Raw genomic sequence first — 16,254 nt, 5'->3', positions numbered from 1 at the left:
TTACCGACGCAGCGAGGCACTGACGGCGCGCAGACGCACCGACAGCTTGCGCGCCAGCAGCATCACCAACCGTGCTGCCAACTGCGGCTGATTGTGCAGCATGCCGTCGAGCCCTTCACGCGTGAGTACCGCCAGATCACAGGTCGTGAGCGTGACGCAGGAGGAAAAACGCTGCCCCTGGTCGAGCAGCGACATCTCGCCGATGAAATCGCCCACATGCGTTTCGGCCATGCGCTGCGGCGCACCGTCGGCGCCCTGGCGCTCCACGCCCATCACCCCGGAGAGCTGCACCAGCATGAAGTCGCCATATTCGCCCTGCTGCACCACCTCGCGTTCGGCAGGCACCTGCTGGAATTGAAGAAACGGGGCCAGCGCCGCCATGTCGTCGCGCCCGAACGGCTGGGACGGTCCCTGATGCGACCATGCCGCCTGCAGCAATGCTAGCCCCCGCTCCGGCCGCAGCGGCCTCGCGCCCAGGCTGCGCGCGCGCCGCTGCCACGGCACGACCGGCAGTTCGGCATCGCCCGTGCTATCGAACTGGCTCAATAGCAGCGACTCCCCACTCAGCCGCAGGGGCTGCTGCTGCGGCTGCAGTGGCCGTGCCGCCGGGGGACGATGACGCTTGTTCCACCACATCTCAGGGCTCGCTTCGCGGCATGAAAGGCCCGGCTAGACCGGGAAGTTCTCCGGCATCTTGGCCTTGAGCCGGGCATCGCGTGCGCTGATGACGTTGCGGCGTACCAGTTCCACCAGATTCTGGTCGAGCGTCTGCATGCCTTGCGACTGACTGGTCTGGATGGTCGAATACATCTGTGCCACCTTGGCCTCGCGAATCAGGTTGCGGATCGCGGGCGTGCCCAGCATGATTTCGTGTGCGGCGATGCGTCCACCGCCGTCCTTGGTCTTGAGCAGCGTCTGTGAGATCACCGCCTCCAGCGACTCCGACAGCATGGAGCGCACCATTTCCTTCTCCTCGGCGGGGAACACGTCAATGATGCGGTCGATGGTCTTAGCGGCGCTGGAGGTATGCAGCGTGCCAAACACCAAGTGGCCCGTCTCCGCCGCCGTCAGTGCCAGGCGGATCGTTTCCAGATCACGCAGCTCACCCACCAGAATGGCATCCGGGTCCTCCCGCAATGCCGAGCGCAGCGCAGCGGTGAAGGAGTGCGTCATCGGCCCCACCTCGCGCTGGTTGACCAGGCACTTCTTGGACTCGTGCACGAACTCAATCGGGTCCTCCACCGTGAGGATGTGACCGTACTCGTTCTCGTTGAGATGGTTGATCATGGCCGCCAGCGTGGTCGACTTGCCGGAGCCCGTCGGTCCGGTCACCAGCACCAGACCTCGCGGCTTGAGGGCCAGGTCGGCAAAGATCTTCGGCGCGTGCAGTTGCTCCAACGTCAGCACCTTGCTGGGAATCGTCCGAAACACCGCTGCTGCGCCGCGATTCTGGTTGAAGGCGTTGACGCGAAAGCGTGCCAGCCCCTCGATCTCGAAGGAGAAATCCACCTCCAGGAACTCTTCGTAGATCTTGCGCTGCGAATCGCTCATGATGTCGTAGACCATGGAGAACACCTCGCGGTGGTCCAGCGGCTCGACATTGATGCGACGCACATCGCCGTTGACGCGGATCATCGGCGGCATGCCAGCCGACAGGTGCAGATCGGAAGCCTTGTTTTTGACGCTGAACGCCAGCAGCTGGGTGATATCCACTTTTACATTTCCTATCAATAGAAACGAATTCGTGCGATTATCAACGTTTGCACACCTTGCGGCAACGTCAGCAACGGCGTTTGCAATAGTTCAAAGCCTTTTCGCACCACGCAGGGCCGGGAAGACGTGGCGCGCAGGGTGCCTGGCACAGCCAGGCTGGGCGTGCTCACAAGAGGGACCATGCTGCCCGGCGCGTTCTCGGGCGGCATTCCCAACAGGAAAATGCGCCAGCGCCAAACCAGGCGGGCGGACTCGGCGCACTGGCAGAACACGCCGCCGTGCGAATCCAGGCTACGCAAGCCGAGGGCAGCTGCTCAGCTGCGGCGCGTCAGCAGCTGCTGCGGCAGGCTGCGCAGTACGCCGGTATAGGCGTTATCCGGAAAGATCGCGATGGCATCCAGGCCGCGCTGCGCCTCGGTCTGCGCGGCGTGTCGGGCCTGCTCGATCGCGCCCGTCTCACGCACGATGGCGATGACATCGGCCAATTGCTCGGTCGACCCTTGCTCGATGGCGCCACGCACTACCGCTGCCTGCTCGGCCGTGCCCCGCTGCATGGCCACGATCAGCGGCAACGTTGCCTTGCCTTCGCGCAGGTCGTCGCCCACATTCTTGCCCATCTCATCGGCTGAGCCGTCGTAATCAAGCACGTCATCGATGATCTGAAATGCCACGCCCAGCGCCTGCCCGTACGTGGCGGCAGCCGCCTCCCTATCAGGATCGGCACCAGCCAGTACCGCACCGACCTGCGTGCTGGCTTCGAACAGCTTGGCCGTCTTAGAGCGAATCACCTGCAGGTAGCCTGCCTCGTCGAGCGAGGCATCGTGCATGTTAATGAGCTGCTGCACCTCCCCTTCGGCAATGATGTTGGTCGCCGCCGCCACGATCTGCATCACGCGAAGGTTGCCGGTCTCCACCATCATCTCGAAGGCGCGTGAGTGCAGGAAATCGCCCACCAGCACACTGGCCGGATTGCCGAAGCTTTCGTTGGCCGTGGGCCGACCGCGTCGCAGCGTGGACTCATCGACCACATCGTCATGCAGCAGCGTGGCCGTATGGATGAACTCCATCACGGCCGCCATCTCGTGGTGAAAGCGCCCTTGATAGCCCAACGCATTGGCCACCAGCAGCAGCATGGCCGGACGCAGGCGCTTGCCGCCCGCGCTGATGATGTAGCGCGCTACCTGACCGATCAGTGGCACACTGGTCGTCAGACGAGCGTCGATGACCGCATCGACGGCCTGCATGTCGCGGGCAATCAATGTCAGTCCTTGGTCGTTGCGAGTCATGGGGAAAAATCACGAAGAGGGCGCCGGACAAACAGGCAAGGCGCTGCATCTGGCAAAGCGGCCATTATAGGAGCGGCCAGTGCATGCAGGCTGCGCCCCAACGGGAACGCTTATCAGCTGCCTTTGCATAGCCATCTGCATGCAGAGCGGCGCAGCAGGGACAAGGCTTGGAAGCGGCGCCGACAGCGCGCATACTTGCACCAACTTGACCGTTGCAGCACCAGGCTGCGGCGCGCACGCCCATCGAAAGGAACACCTCCATGAAAGGCGACCCACAAGTCATTGACACCCTTGTCGAGCTGCTGCGTGGCGAACTGGCCGCGCGCGACCAGTACTTCTACCACTCGCGCCGCTATGACGATCTCGGCCTAAAGAAGTTGTACGAACGCCTCAACCATGAGATGGAGGAGGAAACCCAGCATGCCGACGACATCATGCGCCGCATCTTCCTGCTGGAAGGCAAGCCCGACATGCGCCCTCTGCCATTCACGCCGGGCGACACGGTGCCCGAGATGCTGCGCAAGGATCTGGACACCGAGATCGAGGTGCGCGATCGCCTGCGCGCGGCCATGAAGCTGTGCGAGCAGCACGGCGACTACGTCTCGCGCGACATGCTGCTGCGCCAGCTGATCGATACCGAGGAAGACCATGCCTACTGGCTGGAGCAGCAGCTTGGCCTGATCGAGAAGATTGGCCTGGAGAATTACCTCCAGTCCCAGATGGGCTGACACGCCGCCTTGCAGGCACCCTGGCGCGCGCTGACCGCGGCAGCGCTACCGCTCACGCGAGGCCTTGACCAGCCGCACATGGCCACGCTGCACCAGATGTGCCGGGGCATTGCCCTGCGCTTGCGGCGAGCGCGGCACCAGCAGCGTCGAGCCGGCATCAACCAGCATGCCGCGGGGGATTGCGTTAGCCGTCAGCACGGCACGCTCGCCGGCGCCGACGCGCCTGGCAACTTCCGCCACCGCCATGCGCCTGGGCACCTGCCACACCGTCCAGCTTGACAGGCGCTCATCCTGCTGATCGGCAAGTTTCTGCGCGAAGATTCGCGCGTTGTCCCACGGCAGCAAAACCCCCTGCGTTACCGCCGCAAAGATCACCGGGCCCTTGTGCGATGGGTTGAGCTGCCTGAAATCCTCCTCGCTGATGCCCGCCAGCCTGGCAGCGAGTGCCACGTCAATATCCCGCGCAATCGGCACCACGTCGAAATAGGGATGGTTGCCGATCTCGGCCAGCTGCACTCCGAATGCGGCAGGATCGCGCACGATGTTCTTCAGTGCCTGGAACTTCGGCACGTACCAGCGGGTCTCCTCGGGCATGACTAGATCCATGTAGCCCGTCGGGCGACCCTGGTTTTGATTGAACGCCCGCGCGCGCCCCACATTGCCCTCACCCCAGTTGTAGGCAGCCAGCGCAAGATGCCAGTCACCGAACATTCGATGCAGGCGCTGCAGATAATCGAGCGCTGCCCGTGTCGAGGCCAGCACATCGCGCCGGTCATCGCGAAAGGCGTTCTGGGTCAGATCGAAATAGGTTCCCGTCGCCGGCATGAACTGCCACATGCCTGCAGCTTTCGCACTCGAGACGGCGGCGGGATTGTAGGCGCTCTCCACGAACGGCAGCAGTGCCAGCTCCGTAGGCATGCCGCGCAGCTCCAGCTCCTCGACGATGTAGAACAGATACTTGCGCGCCTGCTCGGTCATGCGCAGCAACGCGGTGGGGCGCTGTGCACACCAGTCCTGCCGCTCCAGCACTAGCGCACTGTCAAAGTCCGGCATCGCGAAGCCACGTCGCATACGCTCCCAGATGTCCGCTGGCGGCTCTAGGCCACTGACCGGGCGCGTGGCCACTTCCAGCGATTCGATGTGTGCCAGCGCGCCGCTGGGCAGATCCGGAGCGTGCCGCGCACCATTGGCGATGCTGGCGCAGCCACTTACCGTAAACGCCAACAGCAGCACGGCAATCACGCGTGAAACAAACATGGGGAAAAGCAAAGAATAAGATCGGCCCCAAAGGGGGCCACAGCAACCGCAGCGATGGCTCGGTCAGAAGACGTTCTTCCACTCACGCAGCGCCGCAAACCAGCCCGCATCGTCGGCAGGCGCATGGCCAAGCCACTGCGCCACCGCGCGCCGCACGCCAGGCAGGCGGCTGCGCAGGAATGGATTGACCGCGCGCTCATCTGCAAGCGTTGTCGGCACGGTCGGCAGGCCATCGGCGCGCAATGCCAGCGCGCGCGCGCGCGCCTGAGAAACAGCAACATTATCGGGCTCAACCGCTGCTGCGAAACGAAGATTGGACACGGTGTACTCATGCCCGCAGCACACCAGGGTTGCATCCGGCAAGGTGGCAAGCCCTTCCAGCGAAGCCAGCATCTGCGCAGCAGTGCCCTCAAAGATGCGCCCGCATCCTGCCGCAAACAAGGTGTCTCCGCAGAACAGCACCGGCGCCGTACCTGTCTGCAGCGGCACGCTGGGATGGAAGAATGCGATATGACCTGCCGTATGGCCGGGAACGGCCAGCACCTGCCAGTCCAGTCCCAGTGCCTGCACGCGATCGCCTGCGCGCACGCGCACATCCAGCGCTGCAATGGCCTCGTCCGCAGGCCCGAATGCCTGCACCGCCAGCGTTTGTTGCAACGCCGGCAATCCGGCGGTATGGTCGCCATGGTGATGCGTGACCAATACCGCCTGCACGCGCAGATGCCTTTCACTGACGGCGTGCAGCACGGGTTCCGCCTGGCCAGGATCGACAATCAGCGCGTTGCTGCCATCGTGCAGCAGCCAGATGTAGTTATCCGACAGTGCAGCCAGCGGTTGCAGGTACATTTTCGACATGGTGGCGACACACTCACTTTCTTTTGATGCCTGGCTGGATTGCAGCGCCACCGGCCAGTACGTGCGCGACTGGCAGCAGCGCCATTACGACGAGGTCGTGGACAAGATCTTCGGCTACCACGCACTGCACATTGGCGTGGCCACCATCGAGGCACTGCGCACCAGCCGTATCCAGGGTGCCTGGCGCGTCGGCGTCGAGACGCCAGAGACATGGCCTGCCGATGCGCGCAGCGTCAGCACACAAACCCACGAGCATACCCAGCCGGGCAGCAGTCGGCAACCATCCCCGCCAGCCCTGTACGCGGCACCGGAGGCGCTGCCCTTTGGCGCGGACCAGTTTGACCTCATTGTCATGCCCCACGGGCTGGAAGCGTGTCACCAGCCTCACGCGGCCTTGCGCGAAGCCACGCGGGTGCTGCGCCCGGAAGGCCAGCTGATCGTCAGCGGCTTCAACCCCGCGCGCTTCTGGCTGGCCAGCCGCCCGTCCCGGTCGCAGACCCAGTTGGGCAAGCCCATTGGCTATCTCCGCCTGCGCGACTGGCTGCACCTGCTGAACTTCGAGGTCGAGCAGGTTTGGTTTGGCTGCCACATTCCGCCATTTACGAAGCAGCAGTGGTACGAACGCCTGGCCTGGATTGACCGACTCGCCGAAGACCGCCTGCCGCTGTGCGGCAGCACCTATTTCCTGACGGCCACCAAGAAGGTCCAGGGCGTTCGCATGCTGGAGGCCGGCTGGAAGCCGCTGCGCGCCAAGGCGACACGGGCTGCTGCCGTCAACCGCGCACCATAGCGCCGCCTGCCTCATCGCCCATGCGTCGCGTGTTGAAGCGGCTGTTGTCCCAACAAGCGTAGTCGATGCTTGGCGGCTTGATGGCGGCGTCGCGCGCAATCGCCATCAGAATGCCCAGCGTCAGGCCCAGCGAAACCATCGCCGTGCCGCCATAACTGACAAACGGCAGCGGCACCCCGACAACCGGCAGCACCCCCATCACCATGCCCATGTTGACGAAAGCGTAGGTAAAGATCGACATGGCAATCGAGGCGGCCATCAGCCGGCCAAACAGAGTCCTGGCACGATAGGAAATGATCAGCGCACGGCAGATCAGGAACAAGAAGCCCACCAGCAGCGCTACCGTGCCAACGAGACCGAACTCCTCGGCAAACGCCGCATAGATGAAGTCGGTGGTGCGCTCGGGGATGAACTCCAGATGGGTCTGCGTGCCGGACATGAACCCCTTGCCCCACAAGCCGCCAGAGCCGATTGCGATCATGCCCTGAATGATGTGAAAGCCCCGCCCCAGCGGGTCGTGGTAGGGATCAAGCAACGTGCATACCCGCGTTTTCTGATAGTCGTGCAGAATCACCCAGTCCAGCCCGTCCTGGCACAGCTGCGACTCAAATGCCACGATCAAGGTGATGCCGATCACGGCTATTAAAGCGGGCGGCAGCACCAGCTTCCACGGCAGCCCTGCAAAAAAGATCACCGCAAGCCCCGCACCCAGCACCAGCAGCGCCGTGCCGAGATCTGGCTGTCGCAGAATCAACGCCACCGGAACTGCCAACAGCACCGTTGCAACCGCATAGTCGGAGGCGCGCAGCGGCGCGCTGCGCTGCTGGAACCACCATGCCAGCACGAACGGTGCAGCAATCTTCATGATTTCACTGGGCTGAATGACGATGCCGAGGTTGATCCAGCGCTGTGCGCCGTTTCGGATCACCCCGAAAAATTCCACTCCTAGCAAGAGCACGATGCCAACCAGATACAGTGGCAGTGCCAGCTGCATGAGCCGGTGCGGCGGAAACTGCGCAACCACGAACAGAATACCCGCAGCCAGCAGCATGTTGCGCACGTGCGTGGCAAATCGTCCCGTGAAATCAAAGCCGGCCGAGTACATCGCAATCATCCCCAGCGCAGCCATGAACAGGATGGCCAGGATCAGCCCGCCATCGAAACGTTGAAACATGCCCAGCACCAACCGGTACCAGGGCGTTTTATTAAGGGTTACAGCCATTGCCTTATTATCGTTGTGCGGCGTGGCATGAGCTCGCTGCCTGCCCTGAATCACCTCCTGCCCGAGCCAACGTGACTGTGCACCGCCCCCACGCCATCCTCCTGGACCTGGATGGCACACTGATCGATACCCTGGACGAATTCGAACACGCCCTTGCAGACATGCTGGCCGGGCTGGGCCTGCCCGGCCCTGATCGCACCCACATTGCCCACACCATCGGCAAGGGATCGGAGCACTTGATCCGCAGCGTACTAACACGCGCACTTGAGCAGGACGGACGCGCGTCGGACGAGGCGGCCGTACAGGCGCTGTACGCGCCGGCCATGGAAGGCTACCTGCGGGCCTACGAGGCACAGCAGCACCAGCTTGCCAGACTGTACCCCGGCGTTCGCGAAGGCCTGCAGTGCCTGCACCGCAAGGGCTACCCGATGGCGGTCGTCACCAACAAGCCCACCCGGCTGGCCGAACCGCTACTGTCTGCGACGGGGCTAGACGCCTACATCGCTTTTCTCTACGGCGGAGACAGCTTCGCGCGCCGCAAGCCGGATCCGCTGCCACTGCGCAAGGCCTGCGAGCGGCTGCAGGTGGCGCCAGCGCAAGCGCTGATGATTGGCGATTCGGCCAATGACGCGGCCGCCGCGCGTGCCGCCGGCTGTCCGGTAGTATTGATGCGCTACGGTTTCAACCATGGCCAACCTGTGGAGCAGGTACCTGCCGATGGCTATTTCGATTCCATCGCCGAGATTGCCACGCAACTGCCGCCCCGCAGCGCCTGAAGTCATGTCGCGCGTGTTTCTTTTATAGCGATTACCGCCATGTCCTCTCCTTCAGGGTCCAACGTTTCCGCCTGCCCCATCGTTCTCATTCCGGGGCTGGCGTGCTCACCGCGCCTGTTTGCGCCGCAGTTGCCTGTGCTATGGCGCCATGGCAGTATCTGTATCGCCAGCCCGACTCGGCATGCCAGCATCGCAGCGCTGGCTGCGGCAATCCTGGAGGAGGCTCCGCCACGATTCATCTTGATGGGGCTGTCGATGGGCGGCTACATCAGTTTCGAAATCCTGCGCCAAGCGCCACATCGGGTCGCGGCGCTGGCAATTCTTGACTCTTCCGCGCGTGCAGATACCGAAGAGTCCCGCGAAAACCGCCAGCGCATGATTGCACTGGCAGCACAGGGCAAGCTGACACTGGCAACAGAGCTGAGTTTCCCGCGCTCGGTGCATCCGCAAGCCGCCAGTGACGCCACATTGCGCCAGCTAGTGCTGGCCATGGCAGAGGACACCGGCTCCGACGCTTACATCCGCCAGCAAACCGCCATCGCCGCGCGTCCCGACGCCCGCGCCGGTCTGGCCGCCATCGCCTGCCCCACATTAATCATCGTCGGCGACAGCGATGCGCTCACGCCTCCGGCGCTGGCCGAGGAAATGCACGGGCTGATACCGCGATCGGAACTGGCGATCATTCCACGCTGCGGTCATCTCAGCACGCTGGAGCAGCCCGAGTTGGTCAATCAGGTTCTGCAACAGTGGCTGGCGCGCCTGCCATAGATCACTTGCCGCCCAGTCCTGCCTGTGACAGGCGCGCGCCCATCGGCTTTGCACAATGCAGTGCATGGCCAACCTCTACCTCGTGCGACATGGGCAGGCATCCCTGGGCGCCGCCGATTACGACTGCCTGAGCCCGACGGGACAACGCCAGGCGGAGCGCCTGGGTGCGTACTGGCGCGCACATGGCCTGACATTCGACGCTATCTATTCCGGCACCCTGCGCCGGCATGCACAGACCCTGACAGCAATGGCGCGCGGCAGCCGCAGCGATTGGGCGCAACGCGCCAGGCGCTGGCCAGCACTTGACGAATATGACGCCGAGGCGCTGCTGAAGGCAGCCCATCTGGCGCAACCCAGGCCTCTCGACGCGCAGACCAGACGCGCGCATTTCGCTGCGCTGTGCAAGGCGCTGGCCATGTGGATCGATGGGCGCATCACCCCAGCGGGCATGCCGGAGTGGACATGCTTTCAGGCAACCCTTCTCCGGGCGCTGGAGCAACTGCGCACAACCCATCAAGGTCAGAACGTATTGCTCCTCAGCAGTGGGGGGCCCATCTCGACGCTGGTGGCAGCGACCCTGGCGGCCCCGGCGCACGCCATGATCGGCCTGAACATGCAGCTGCGCAACAGCGCCGTCAGCGAAATCGTGCTCGGCCCACGCCGCTCCACACTGCGCAGCTTCAATACGCTGCCGCATCTGGCCGAAGTGGAGGCGCAGGCACTGGTCACCGCTGCCTGAACGGCGCCGCTAGACCGCTACGGGTGCCTTGATGGCTGGATGGTGCTGGTAGCCCACCACCTCGAAGTCCTCGAACCGGTAATCCGAGATCGAAGGCGGCCGACGCTTGATGACCAGTTGCGGATAGGGATAAGGCGTGCGACCCAGCTGCTCGCGCACCTGCTCGACATGATTGTCGTAAATGTGGCAATCGCCACCGGTCCAGATGAAATCCCCCACAGCCAGGTCGGCCTGCTGCGCCACCATGTGCGTCAGCAGCGCGTAGCTGGCGATGTTGAAGGGCACCCCCAGAAACAGGTCGGCGCTACGCTGGTAGAGCTGGCAGCTGAGCCTGCCATCGGCCACGTAGAACTGGAAGAACGCGTGGCAGGGCATCAGTGCCATCTGGTCGAGCTCGGCGACGTTCCATGCGCTGACGATGATGCGGCGTGAATCAGGGTTGGTCCTGAGCGTCTCGATGACCTGGGCGATCTGGTCAATGTGGCCACCATCAGGCGTGGGCCAGCTGCGCCATTGCACGCCATAGACCGGTCCAAGATCCCCGTCATCGCGGGCCCATTCGTCCCAGATGGTCACGCCATGCTCCTGCAGCCAGCGCACATTGCGGTCACCGCGCAGAAACCACAGCAGCTCGTAAATGATGGACTTGAGGTGCACCTTCTTGGTCGTCACCAGCGGGAAACCCTGACGCAGGTCAAAGCGCATCTGGTAGCCGAACACGCTGCGCGTACCGGTGCCAGTGCGGTCACTCTTGGGCGTGCCATGCGTGTAAACGTGGCGCAGCAATTCCTCGTACTGGCAGCAAACGGGCTCAGTCATGCGCGACCTCCGGGGATGTTGCGGCCACTTCCGGCAAAAGTACGTGGGGATTGAGCAAGTTGAGCGGATCCAGCGCCTGCTTGATGGAACGCATCATGGAAAGCGCCACCGGGTCCTTGTACTGCGCCAGATCGTGGCGCTTGAGCCGCCCCACCCCATGCTCGGCCGAGAACGAGCCACCGAAGGCATTGACGCAGTCGTAGATGGCGCGCTCGGCCACGCGCTGCTGCGTATCCACGAAGTCGCGTGCATCGGCCCCCTCGGGCGCCTGGACGTTGAAGTGCAGGTTGCCGTCACCGAGATGGCCGAAATTGATCACCCGCGCATCCGGCAGCACCTTGGCCAGCTCCGCCTTGGCCTTGCGCACAAAGGCGGGAATCTGCGAGGACGGCACCGATACGTCGTGCTTGAGGTGCAGCCCTTCGGCCGCCTGGGCCAGCGTGATGTGCTCGCGAATGTCCCACATGCGCTGGGCCTGCTCCATGCTCTGCGCCACGGCACCATCGGTCAGCAGCTCGGCCTCGAAGGCGGCCTCCAGCAAGCCCTCCAGCCGCGTACGGGCGCGCTCCTGGCTCTCGTCGTCGGAATACTCCAGCAGGATGAAGGCCTGACCGGCGGCCAGGGCCACCGGCATGCGCAGATGCGGCATGTGCTTTTCGACCAGCGCCAGCGCATCGCGCTCCATCGCCTCGAAGCCCGTCAGCCCCGACGCCAGATGCTTCTGGCTCAGAGCGAGTAGTTCAACCGCGTGATCCAGCGAATCGACCGCCAGCCACGCACAGCAGGTGGCCACGGGCTGCGGGTACAGCTTCATCGTCGCCCCGGTAATGATGCCCAGCGTGCCTTCGCTGCCAATCATGAGGTGCTTGAGATCGTAGCCCGTATTGTTCTTGCGCAGGCCCGACAGCCCGCACCAGATTGCGCCATCGGCAGTGACGACCTCCAGCCCCAGGCACAGGTCGCGCGTGTTGCCATAGCGCACCACCTGCGTGCCGCCGGCGTTGGTGGCCAGATTGCCCCCGATCACGCAGCTGCCTTCGGCAGCCAGGCTGAGGGGAAACAGCAGGCCTTCGGCGGCCGCCGCCTCCTGCAAGTTCTGCAGAATGCAGCCAGCATCCACCGTCATCGACAGGTTCTGCCGATCAATGGCGCGGATGGTCTGCATGCGCCGCAGGCTGAGCACCACCTGCAGGCCGGAGTCATCGGGCGTGCCGCCCAGCACCAGCCCGGTATTGCCGCCTTGCGGCACGATAGAGACTGCCAGCCCAGAGCGCCTGGCGGCCGCGCAAGCCTGCACCACGGCCGCCACCTGCGCGGTATCGGCGGGCAGCACCACAGCCAGCGCCTTGCCCTTGGCAAGCTGGCGCCAATCCTGCTCGAATGCGCTCAGGTCGCCGTCGCGCCGAGCGTGCTCGGGCCCCACGATGGTCTGCAGTTCGGCAAAGAGTTGGTCGGCGGTGGTTGTCATAACAAAGGTCAGTGTCTGGCACGCCTCGCCGTCTGCGAAGGCGCCATGCAAATTCAGAAAGCTTGGCTTGGCACGCCGCGGGTACCCGTTGCCCATCCCGGAAGCGCCAAGCGTCGCATTATCGCGCCATCATGCTGGCGCAACCGGTGAGCCAGCCTCCGCACCAATGCCGTTCTCCGTCTGGGCCTGGGCCGGCGCGGCGTGCAGACGCGCGTACAGACCATCGCGCTGCAGCAACTGCGCATGCGTGCCCTGCTCAACGATGCGGCCCTGCTCCATCACCACCACCCGATCGGCGTGCTCGATGGTAGAGAGACGATGCGCAATCACCAGCGTCGTGCGACCGCGCATGAGGCGTTGCAACGCCTCCTGCACCAGGCGCTCGGACTGCGTATCCAGCGCGGAAGTGGCCTCATCCAGGATCAGGATCGGCGCATCCTTGTACAGCGCTCGCGCAATCGCCAGGCGCTGACGCTGGCCTCCCGAGAGCTGCGATGCATTGTGGCCCACCACAGTGTGAATGCCCTGCGGAAGCCGTTCGACCAACTCCCCCAGATTCGCTGCCTCCAGACACTGCAGCACCCGTTGTTCATCCGGCTGCGCACCCAGCGCCACATTTTCGGCCACGCTCACGTGCAGCATCACGACATCCTGGCTGACCATCGCAATCTGCCGGCGCAGGCAGGCAATGTCCCATTGCGGCAACGGCGTGCCATCGATCAGCACGCGCCCGGCCGTCGGCTCGATAAAGCGTGGCAACAGGTTGACCAGCGTGGTCTTGCCCGCGCCGGACGGGCCGACCAGCGCCACCGTCTGGCCTGCCGGCACTTCCAGATGAATAGCGCGCAGCGCCGGCACCGCCTGCCCTTCGAACTGGACAGACACGGCCTCCAGGCGCAAATCCCCGCGCGCGCGCTCGACACAGTGATTGCCACCGCGCTCCTGCTGCATGCTATCGAGCAGGTTCAGGCCGCGCTCAAGGGCCGCCACACCCCGCGTCAACGGATTGGCCACGTCGGTGAGACGGCGCATCGGCGCCACCAGCAGCAGCATGGCGGTGGCAAATGCGGTGAAGTCCCCCACCGTGATGACGGTGCTGCCGGTGCGGCTTTGCCACAGCGCGATGCAGATGATGATCGACAGGGAGATTGCGGCGAGCACCTGGGTCGTCGGCGTCATGGCTGCCGAGGCGATGGTGCTGCGCACCGCCAGCCCTTCCAGTCGGCGACTCAGCCCGGCAAAGCGCTGCGACTGCTGCGTCTGCGCCGCATGCAGGCGGATCATGCGATGGGCCAGCGCATTTTCTTCAACCACGTAGGCCAGCTCGTCGGTAGCCTGCTGGCTGAGCTTGGTAATGCGGTAAAGGCGCCGCGACAGCGTCTTCATCACCAGGGCAATGACCGGCACCATCAGGAATACGATCAGCGTCAGCTGCCAGTTCAGATAGAGCAAATAGCACACCAGCGCCACCAGCGTGAAGCCATCGCGGGAAATGCCCAGCAGGGCCTGAACCAGTTGCTGCGCACCGTTCTGCGTCTCGTAGACGATGGTGTTGGCCAGTTTGCTGGCCGACTGGCGCCGGTACAGCCCCATGTCGGCGCGCTGGATGCGCTCGAACAGCAAGGTGCGGATGCGGAACATGCCGTTGTTGGTGATGCGCGCCAGTGCGTACTGGCCCGCAAACTGTGCCATGCCACGCATGATGAAGATGCCCACCATCACCGCCGGAATCCACCACAGCGGCAGCGTGCTCTCGATGAACCCTTCATCCAGGATCAGACCGAGCGCGTGGGCCATCAACGGCTCCGAAGCCGCCGCCAGCACCGAAGCCAGCACCGCCAGCAACCAGGCCCAGCGGTGGCTGCCGAAATAAGGCACCAGACGCCGGATGCGTGCGCGCAGCGGCGCCGGCGCGGGCTCCTCATCCTGACGTGAGGGCGCAGCATCAGCGCGCGCCGATGCAGGTGACTGCGATGGGTCCTCTGAAAAGCTGTTCATAAAAACTTCTTGTGCATCACGCAGCCAGGCAAGCCCGCGGCTGGCTCCCGGCCGCACCCCTGACGGCTGCCACGCCGCGCAACAAATAATTAGGAACAGACGTTAAAGTATCGCTGCGATGCATGGGCGGCGATTCTACGCGCGCTGCGCGCTGCGCCTTTTTGCCTCTGCGGCAATCACGCTGCTGTCAACCAATCAGACCGCTGAAGGGTTGTAGCTGCAAAAAACCTTTCGCCGCGCGCTGGACGTCAAGACTGCCGCACGCAGTTGATGCACAATTCCTCTGCTCGGCGACGCGTGATCTGCCGTGTTCCTTTCTTCTGGATTTCTTCTGGACGACCCTCATTGGATCGAGAGCGACCGCATGACAAAACCAACGATGTTCGGCTGGCGCCAATCGCCGACCGGCGTGCGCACCTCCGCCGCCGGCACGACCCGGCGCACCGCAATCACGGCACTGGTGGCTGCCGGGGCGGCCCCGCAGCTTCTCGCGCAAGGGGTATACATTCGCATTCCTGGGCGTGAACGCCAGTATCCAATTGCCGTTGCACCTTTTCGCGGCCAGGAGCAGGCCCCCCAACCGGTGTCAACCATCGTGCTGGCCGACTTGGAGCGCAGCGGGTTCTTCCGCAGCGTCGATCCGAGCGGCTTCGCCCTGGACGAGCTGGCCCGCCCGGACATGAACATCTGGCGCGACCGTGGCGCCAGCTGGCTGGTGGGCGGCAGCATGACCCGCCAGGGCGACGGCCGGTTCGACGTGCGCTTTCGCCTCTGGGATGTGGCCCGCAGTCAGGATCTGGGCGGCCAGAGCTATGTCGTTGCCGCAGCCGACCTGCGCCTTGCGGCGCACCGCATTGCCGACTTCATCTACGAACGCATCGTCGGCCAGCCCGGCATCTTCTCCACCCGCATCGCCTACGTTACCAAGGCCGCGCGCTACAACCTGTGGGTGGCCGATGCTGACGGCGAGAATGCCCAGGCAGCGCTGACCAGCCCCGAGCCGATCATCTCGCCGGCTTGGTCGCCCAACGGCCAGCAATTGGCCTATGTTTCGTTCGAGTCGCGCAAGCCCGTCATCTACATTCACGACGTCGCCTCTGGCCAGCGCCGCCTGCTGGCGAACTTCCGTGGCTCCAACAGTGCCCCGGCCTGGTCACCCGACGGCTCGCGCCTGGCGGTAACGCTGACGCGCGACGGCGGCTCACAGATCTACACCATCGCTGCCAGCGGCGGCGAGCCCACCCGCCTGCTGCGCAGCTCAGGCATCGATACCGAGCCGGTTTATTCCTCGGACGGCCAGTACATCTACTTTGTCAGCGATCGTGGCGGCTCGCCGCAGATCTACCGCACCGGCGCCACGGGTGGCGCCGCGCAGCGCATCACATTCAATGGCAGCTACAACATCTCGCCTTCGGTGAGTGCCGATGGTGCATTGCTCGCCTACATCTCCCGCGACGGCGGTTACAAGCTGTGCGTGCAGGATCTGGCTAGCGGCACTGCATCGGCCATCACCGATACAACGGCAGATGAAAGCCCCAGCTTCGCCCCCAACAGCCAGCTGTTGATCTATGCGACCCGCCAAGGCGGGAGCAACGCATTGATGACGACCACCGCCGACGGTGCCGTCAAGATGCGCCTGCCAGCACAGCCAGGCGAAGTGCGCGAACCCGCATGGGGCCCGCTGGTCCGCTGAGCACAAGTGACGGTTTTGCTTGTTTTGAGCGACAGTGGCTGGCGCAGACGCCTTGGCAACAATGCATGGCGTTGCCCCTTGCCAGCGTGTCGGTATTGTTGTAATGATGTTTTTTGTCAGAGTGTTGCGCGCAAGCGTTTAG

15 protein-coding genes are annotated in these 16,254 nt (G+C 64.1%); 6 read left to right on the top strand and 9 right to left on the bottom strand.

Annotated features, from left to right (window positions below):
- From AAV94_RS07610 to AAV94_RS07600, 3 genes are all read right to left on the bottom strand, one after another.
- Complete coding sequence (locus tag AAV94_RS07610) at positions 1–636, bottom strand: cyclic nucleotide-binding domain-containing protein (protein ID WP_052754961.1); 636 nt, start codon at positions 634–636, stop codon at positions 1–3.
- A gap of 33 nt (positions 637–669) precedes the next feature.
- The gene (locus tag AAV94_RS07605) at positions 670–1,713 is read right to left on the bottom strand and encodes a type IV pilus twitching motility protein PilT (protein ID WP_046741717.1); all 1,044 of its coding nucleotides are present in this window, start codon (positions 1,711–1,713) and stop codon (positions 670–672) included.
- A 314-nt stretch (positions 1,714–2,027) separates the two neighbouring features.
- Positions 2,028–2,957 (bottom strand): polyprenyl synthetase family protein, encoded by a 930-nt coding sequence (locus AAV94_RS07600; protein WP_046741791.1) that lies wholly within the window; start codon positions 2,955–2,957, stop codon positions 2,028–2,030.
- Between the two features lie 302 nt (positions 2,958–3,259).
- On the opposite strand from AAV94_RS07600, the gene bfr reads away from it, so the two are divergent.
- Positions 3,260–3,727 carry a bacterioferritin gene (bfr, locus tag AAV94_RS07595; RefSeq protein WP_046741790.1) on the top strand — a complete coding sequence of 156 codons (468 nt, stop codon included), beginning with the start codon at positions 3,260–3,262 and terminating at the stop codon, positions 3,725–3,727.
- A 45-nt stretch (positions 3,728–3,772) separates the two neighbouring features.
- Here the strand turns inward: bfr and AAV94_RS07590 are convergent, their stop codons facing one another.
- On the bottom strand, positions 3,773–4,984 hold the full coding sequence (locus AAV94_RS07590) for a transglycosylase SLT domain-containing protein (protein ID WP_052754960.1): 1,212 nt from the start codon (positions 4,982–4,984) through the stop codon (positions 3,773–3,775).
- Between the two features lie 63 nt (positions 4,985–5,047).
- Positions 5,048–5,830 (bottom strand): hydroxyacylglutathione hydrolase, encoded by a 783-nt coding sequence (gene gloB, locus AAV94_RS07585; protein ID WP_046741716.1) that lies wholly within the window; start codon positions 5,828–5,830, stop codon positions 5,048–5,050.
- Positions 5,831–5,837: 7 nt separating this feature from the next.
- Between gloB and AAV94_RS07580 the strand changes: the two genes are divergently transcribed.
- Positions 5,838–6,629: a class I SAM-dependent methyltransferase gene (locus AAV94_RS07580; protein WP_046741715.1), complete on the top strand. Its 792-nt coding sequence runs from the start codon at positions 5,838–5,840 to the stop codon at positions 6,627–6,629.
- Here AAV94_RS07580 and rodA read toward each other — a convergent pair.
- Positions 6,613–7,851 carry a rod shape-determining protein RodA gene (gene rodA / locus AAV94_RS07575; protein WP_084824809.1) on the bottom strand — a complete coding sequence of 413 codons (1,239 nt, stop codon included), beginning with the start codon at positions 7,849–7,851 and terminating at the stop codon, positions 6,613–6,615. The genes AAV94_RS07580 and rodA overlap by 17 nt on opposite strands.
- Positions 7,852–7,922: 71 nt before the next feature.
- On the opposite strand from rodA, the gene gph reads away from it, so the two are divergent.
- The 3 genes from gph (at position 7,923) to AAV94_RS07560 (ending at position 10,134) form a co-directional block, all read left to right on the top strand.
- Positions 7,923–8,627, top strand: a complete 705-nt coding sequence (gene gph / locus AAV94_RS07570) for a phosphoglycolate phosphatase (RefSeq protein WP_046741714.1) — start codon at positions 7,923–7,925, stop codon at positions 8,625–8,627.
- Between the two features lie 39 nt (positions 8,628–8,666).
- Positions 8,667–9,395 carry an alpha/beta fold hydrolase gene (locus tag AAV94_RS07565; RefSeq protein ID WP_046741713.1) on the top strand — a complete coding sequence of 243 codons (729 nt, stop codon included), beginning with the start codon at positions 8,667–8,669 and terminating at the stop codon, positions 9,393–9,395.
- A gap of 64 nt (positions 9,396–9,459) precedes the next feature.
- Entirely contained in the window at positions 9,460–10,134 is a 675-nt protein-coding gene (locus AAV94_RS07560) for a histidine phosphatase family protein (RefSeq protein WP_046741787.1), read from the top strand.
- A 9-nt stretch (positions 10,135–10,143) separates the two neighbouring features.
- Here AAV94_RS07560 and AAV94_RS07555 read toward each other — a convergent pair whose 3' ends face one another.
- From AAV94_RS07555 to msbA, 3 genes are all read right to left on the bottom strand, one after another.
- Entirely contained in the window at positions 10,144–10,953 is an 810-nt protein-coding gene (locus AAV94_RS07555) for a thymidylate synthase (RefSeq protein WP_046741712.1), read from the bottom strand.
- Positions 10,946–12,421 carry an FAD-binding oxidoreductase gene (locus tag AAV94_RS07550; RefSeq protein WP_046741786.1) on the bottom strand — a complete coding sequence of 492 codons (1,476 nt, stop codon included), beginning with the start codon at positions 12,419–12,421 and terminating at the stop codon, positions 10,946–10,948. The genes AAV94_RS07555 and AAV94_RS07550 overlap by 8 nt, the downstream gene beginning before the upstream one ends.
- 129 nt (positions 12,422–12,550) lie before the next feature.
- Positions 12,551–14,419, bottom strand: coding sequence for a lipid A export permease/ATP-binding protein MsbA (gene msbA, locus AAV94_RS07545; RefSeq protein WP_046741711.1), 1,869 nt, complete (start codon positions 14,417–14,419; stop codon positions 12,551–12,553).
- A gap of 379 nt (positions 14,420–14,798) precedes the next feature.
- On the opposite strand from msbA, the gene tolB reads away from it, so the two are divergent.
- Entirely contained in the window at positions 14,799–16,112 is a 1,314-nt protein-coding gene (tolB, locus tag AAV94_RS07540; RefSeq protein ID WP_046741710.1) for a Tol-Pal system beta propeller repeat protein TolB, read from the top strand.
- The last annotated feature ends 142 nt before the right edge of the window (positions 16,113–16,254 follow it).

Source organism: Lampropedia cohaerens, from assembly GCF_001005215.1.
Classification (GTDB): Bacteria; Pseudomonadota; Gammaproteobacteria; order Burkholderiales; family Burkholderiaceae_C; genus Lampropedia; species Lampropedia cohaerens.
The sequence above is the reverse complement of the archived record's forward strand: the minus strand, read 5'-3'. Positions and strand labels throughout refer to the sequence as shown.

Bases quoted from the DNA above. Each gene is read 5' to 3' on its own strand.
- AAV94_RS07555 (WP_046741712.1), bottom strand. From the start codon at position 10,953: ATGACTGAGCCCGTTTGCTGCCAGTACGAGGAATTGCTGCGCCACGTT.
- bfr (WP_046741790.1), top strand. From the start codon at position 3,260: ATGAAAGGCGACCCACAAGTCATTGACACCCTTGTCGAGCTGCTGCGT.
- rodA (WP_084824809.1), bottom strand. From the start codon at position 7,851: ATGGCTGTAACCCTTAATAAAACGCCCTGGTACCGGTTGGTGCTGGGC.
- AAV94_RS07590 (WP_052754960.1), bottom strand. From the start codon at position 4,984: ATGTTTGTTTCACGCGTGATTGCCGTGCTGCTGTTGGCGTTTACGGTA.
- AAV94_RS07565 (WP_046741713.1), top strand. From the start codon at position 8,667: ATGTCCTCTCCTTCAGGGTCCAACGTTTCCGCCTGCCCCATCGTTCTC.
- AAV94_RS07560 (WP_046741787.1), top strand. From the start codon at position 9,460: ATGGCCAACCTCTACCTCGTGCGACATGGGCAGGCATCCCTGGGCGCC.
- AAV94_RS07580 (WP_046741715.1), top strand. From the start codon at position 5,838: ATGGTGGCGACACACTCACTTTCTTTTGATGCCTGGCTGGATTGCAGC.
- AAV94_RS07550 (WP_046741786.1), bottom strand. From the start codon at position 12,421: ATGACAACCACCGCCGACCAACTCTTTGCCGAACTGCAGACCATCGTG.
- tolB (WP_046741710.1), top strand. From the start codon at position 14,799: ATGTTCGGCTGGCGCCAATCGCCGACCGGCGTGCGCACCTCCGCCGCC.
- msbA (WP_046741711.1), bottom strand. From the start codon at position 14,419: ATGAACAGCTTTTCAGAGGACCCATCGCAGTCACCTGCATCGGCGCGC.
- gloB (WP_046741716.1), bottom strand. From the start codon at position 5,830: ATGTACCTGCAACCGCTGGCTGCACTGTCGGATAACTACATCTGGCTG.
- AAV94_RS07610 (WP_052754961.1), bottom strand. From the start codon at position 636: ATGTGGTGGAACAAGCGTCATCGTCCCCCGGCGGCACGGCCACTGCAG.
- AAV94_RS07600 (WP_046741791.1), bottom strand. From the start codon at position 2,957: ATGCAGGCCGTCGATGCGGTCATCGACGCTCGTCTGACGACCAGTGTG.